Source organism: Paenibacillus lacisoli, from assembly GCF_030580655.1.
Lineage (GTDB): Bacteria > Bacillota > Bacilli > Paenibacillales > Paenibacillaceae > Paenibacillus > Paenibacillus lacisoli.
This window is the reverse complement of sequence record NZ_JAUQTB010000047.1, coordinates 1-860: the sequence shown is the minus strand read 5'-3', so window position 1 is coordinate 860 and position 860 is coordinate 1. Positions and strand designations below refer to the sequence as shown.

Annotated in this window: 1 protein-coding gene; it reads left to right on the top strand. The window is 45.5% G+C overall.

The genetic code is table 11. From position 1 onward, the window contains the following. Positions 1-63 precede the first annotated feature (63 nt). Positions 64-839, top strand: a protein-coding gene (locus Q5741_RS21545; protein ID WP_305026152.1) for an IS5 family transposase whose coding sequence is annotated in 2 segments (ribosomal slippage) — positions 64-388 and positions 388-839 — 777 coding nt in all. Because the reading frame shifts where the segments join, the coding sequence is not laid out codon by codon here. Positions 840-860 lie beyond the last annotated feature (21 nt).

Genomic DNA, 860 nt, shown 5'->3' with positions numbered 1-860 from the left:
TAGGATGTGTCTGAAAACTAAATATTATGGTAAGATTTGAGAAAAACGAATGGAGTAGCAAACATGAGTCAAAGACGGTACGAAATAAGCGATGAACAGTGGGATCAAATTAAGGATATGTTTCCACCCTACACAACCGGACGTCCGTCAAAATTAAATGAACGAATCATGTTTAATGCTTTTCTATGGATCGCTCGAAGTGGTGCTGCCTGGCGCGATCTACCGGAAGAACGCTATGGTTCATGGAAAACGGTGTACAGTCGCTTCTGCAAGTGGCGAGATAGCGGACTGCTTGTTGCGATCTTCCAAGCCCTTCAGGTCGAACCTGACTTTGAAAACTTGAGTATAGATTCGACATCGGTCAAAGCCCATCAACACTGTGCTGGTGCAAAAAAAACGCAGACGGACACGAAGTAAATCAACACATCGGCGTCAGTCGTGGCGGCAAGACAACCAAACTTCATACGGTAGTCGATGGATTAGGTAACCCTCTGGCTTTTCTTCTAACGGGTGGTCAAGTCTATGATTCCGTTCCCGCGATCGAATTGCTGCAGGAGTTAGATATTACGGGAAGCCATATTCTTGGCGACAAAGCCTATGGCTCCGAAGCGATCCGGAATTGGATCACAGCTAAGCAGGCATCCTACACGATCCCGCCTAAAGCGAATAGTCAAAACCCATGGAATGTCGATTGGTATCGGTATAAAGAACGCCACGTAGTGGAGTGCTTTTTCAATAAAATCAAACACTTTCGCCGTGTGGCTACTCGTTACGACAAGTTGGCTAAGTCATTCTTGGCGTTTGTATACGTGGCTGCCATTTTCAAATTGACTCAATGAAGAGTTTTCAGACACGACCTA